General features: G+C 72.1%; 4 protein-coding genes. All 4 read right to left on the bottom strand.

Translation table 11 applies throughout. The features are described from left to right. Positions 1 to 409: catalase (locus IJH84_RS02015; protein WP_295139578.1), on the bottom strand; the 409-nt coding region annotated here is incomplete at its 3' end. Between the two features lie 29 nt (positions 410 to 438). After that, entirely contained in the window at positions 439 to 951 is a 513-nt protein-coding gene (locus IJH84_RS02010) for a Fur family transcriptional regulator (RefSeq protein ID WP_295139576.1), read from the bottom strand. Positions 952 to 1,139: 188 nt separating this feature from the next. Further along, positions 1,140 to 2,555: a GntP family permease gene (locus IJH84_RS02005; RefSeq protein WP_295139574.1), complete on the bottom strand. Its 1,416-nt coding sequence runs from the start codon at positions 2,553 to 2,555 to the stop codon at positions 1,140 to 1,142. A 193-nt stretch (positions 2,556 to 2,748) separates the two neighbouring features. Further along, on the bottom strand, positions 2,749 to 3,182 hold a 434-nt coding region (locus IJH84_RS02000), incomplete at its 5' end, for an FGGY-family carbohydrate kinase (RefSeq protein WP_295139572.1).

The raw sequence follows: 3,182 nt of genomic DNA, 5'->3' as shown, positions 1-3,182 counted from the left end.
TCGCGTCCCGGATGAAGAACACCGGCGTGTTGTTGCCGACGAGGTCGTAGTTGCCCTCGCTGGTGTAGAACTTGATCGCGGTGCCGCGCGGGTCGCGCCAGGTGTCGGGGGAACCGAGCTCGCCTGCGACCGAGGAGAACCGGATCAGCGTTTCGGTCTTGGCGCCGGGCTGGAACACCGCGGCCTTGGTGAACTGGCTGACGTCCTCGGTGACCTCGAAGAAGCCGAACGCGCCGCCGCCCTTGGCGTGCACCACGCGCTCCGGCACGCGCTCCCGGTTGAACTGCGCGTTCTTCTCGATCAAGTAGTGGTCCTGCAGCAGGACCGGGCCGTTCGGGCCGGCGGTGAGCGAGTGGTCGTCGCTGCCGACCGGGATCCCGGCGTTGGTCGTCGTGGGCCTTGGCGTCACGAGCGTCCCTCCGAGTGGTGGTGGCTTCGTCAGTGCTGCCCGTCGGGCAGCGGTTCGGTTGCCGTGCGGCGGCAGTCCGGGCACCGGCCCCAGAACACGATCTCGGCCTCGTCCACCTCGTACCCGGCCGTGGTGGACGGGGCCAGGCACGGCGCGGCACCGCGGACGCAGTCGACGTCCGTGGTCCGGCCGCAGCCCCGGCAGACCAGGTGGTGGTGGTTGTCGGCGGTGCGGGTCTCGAACCGGGCGGGGTGCCCGGCCGGTTCGATGCGCCGCAGCAGCCCGGCTTGGTTGCACGCGTGCAGCACGTCGTAGACGGCCTGCGTGGACACCGCACCGAGTTCGCGGCGCACCGCGCTCGCCGCCTGCTCGGCGGTCGAGTGCGGATTCCCGGTCAACCACCGCAGCACCGCCACGCGCGGTTTGGTGGCCCGCAGTCCGGCCTCGCGCAGCAGCTCGCGGATCCGGGTCACCTCGTGACCGGCCGCGTGCTCGCCGTCGTCCGGGATCAGCCTGTCGTCCGGGGTCGCGCTGGGTTCCATGGCACTTCGAGTATGCCACGGCCAGATTGGAACGAGTCAAGAAAAAACGCCGCTGTCGCGCATCTCATCCGGGGGAATTCGCCTGCCGGCCCCGGTTGCGCGCGGACGGCTCCGCAGCGGCGGCTCCGGGCAGCATGGCATCTCCCGGCACGTTCGCCCGGTGATCTCGGCCCCGCCGGGCGAGCCGGTCACAGCACCAGCGACAGCCCCCAGGTGATGGCGAACCCGATCAGGCCGATCAGCGTCTCCAGCACCGTCCAGGTCCGCAGCGTCGTCGGCACGTCCATCCCCAGCAGCCGCCCGATCAGCCAGAACCCGGAGTCGTTGACGTGCGAGAGCACGGTCGCCCCGGCCGCGATGGCGAGCACGATCAGGCACACGTCGGCGGGCGAGAGCCCTTGGGCGGCGTGCACGGCGGGCGCGATGAACCCGGCCGCCGTGGTCAGCGCGACCGTCGCCGAACCCTGCGCCACCCGCATCACCATCGCGATCACGAACGCGGCCAGGATCAGCGGAATGCCCAGCGCGTTGAGCGCGCCAGCGAGTGCCTGGCCCACACCCCCGGCTTCCAGCACCGCACCGAACATGCCGCCCGCGCCGGTCACCAGGATCACCGCTGCGATCGGCCCGAGGCAATCGGTGAGCTGGTGCTCGATCTCGGCCGCGCGCATCCCGCGGCGCAAGCCGAGCAGCACGCAGGCGACCAGCACCGAGATCACCAGCGCGACCGGGCTCTCGCCGATCAACGTGGCGATCTGCACCCACTGCGCCGAGTCGTCGACGACGCCGGCTTCGGCCAGCGTGCTCAGGCCGGTGTTGAGCAGGATCAGCAACAGCGGCAGCAGCAGCATGGCGATCACCGTGAACGCGGACGGCCCGCCCGCCGGATCGTCTTCGTCCTGCTCGCCCTCGGCGGTCACGGACATCTCGGGCACCGGCAGGTAGATGCGTTCCCCCGCCCACCGGCCGAACCCGTAACCGGCGATCAACCAGGTGGGCACCGCGACGACCAGGCCCAGCAGCACCAGCAGCCCGATGTCCGCACCGAGCAGTCCCGCCGCGGCCACCGGCCCCGGGTGCGGCGGCAGGAACACGTGCATCACGGCGAACCCGCCCGCGACCGGCAACCCGTAGCGCAGCACCGAGCCGCCGAGCCTGCGCGCCACCGAGAACACGATCGGCAAGAAGATGATCACACCGGCGTCCAGGAAGATCGGGAAGCCGAACAGCATCCCCGCCACCCCCAGCGCGAACGGCGCCCGCCGCTCGCCGAACCGCCGGACCAGCGCACGCGCCAGCACCGCGGCACCGCCGGAGATCTCCAGCATCCGGCCGAGCATCGCGCCGAGCGCCACCAGCAACGCCACTTCGGCGAGCGTTTCGCCGAGCCCGCCGAGCAAGGTGTCCATCACCTCGCCCACCGGCACCTGCAACGCGAGCGCGGAGCCCAGGCTGACCAGCAGCAGCGCGATGAGCGGCTGCATCTTCAGGGCCATGATCAGCACGAGCAGCACGGCGATCGACGCGGCCGCGATGGCCAGCGCGGGCCCGGCGCTGAGGGCCGGGACTACTGGTTCGGCGCCTTGCGCCAGCAGGTTCGGCACGGCGGAATCCCCTCGCGGTCACGACGTTGTGCACGATCGGCAGAACCGAGGTTCGAGATCGTGACAACTCGATCCCGTCGCGGGCCAGCCCCGCGCAGCCCCGGCCGCGCAAGCGTCACGCAACCGCAACCCGGGTGCCCGAGCACGCCCCGCCGTTCGGCGCAGCCGCCCGCCCCGAACAGCGGTACCGCGGTCAGAGTTCGAGCGCTCGCAGGGCCCGGTGCAGCTGATCCACCAGCGGCCTGCGGCGGGTCATCAGCTCGGCGGCCGCCGGGTCCGGCGAGACCACCCGCTCCGGGTGCACGAACCCGCCCGCTTCCTCCAGCGAGTCGAACTCGCCCAACGCCCGCCAGCCCAGCAGCACCGCGCCGAGCCCGGAGCCGCCGCTGCTCTCGGCGAGCTGCAGATCGAGGTCCAGCGCTGCGGAGATCGCCTCCGCCCACACCGGACTGCGGAAACCGCCCCCGGTCGCGCGCACGGCCCGCACCTGCGCACCCGCGTCGAGCACCGCGTCCCGCACCAGCGCGAGCTGCTGCGCGACGCCCTCGACGACGGCCCGGGTCATCTCGGCCCGCCCGTGCGACTTGCTCAGGCCCACGAACGCGCCGGTCAGGTCCGATTCCCACC

The sequence above is a fragment of the Saccharopolyspora sp. genome, assembly GCF_017434145.1.
Classification (GTDB): domain Bacteria; phylum Actinomycetota; class Actinomycetes; order Mycobacteriales; family Pseudonocardiaceae; genus Saccharopolyspora_C; species Saccharopolyspora_C galaxeae.
Note: the sequence above shows the minus strand (reverse complement) of the source record. Positions and strands in the feature narration are given on the sequence as shown.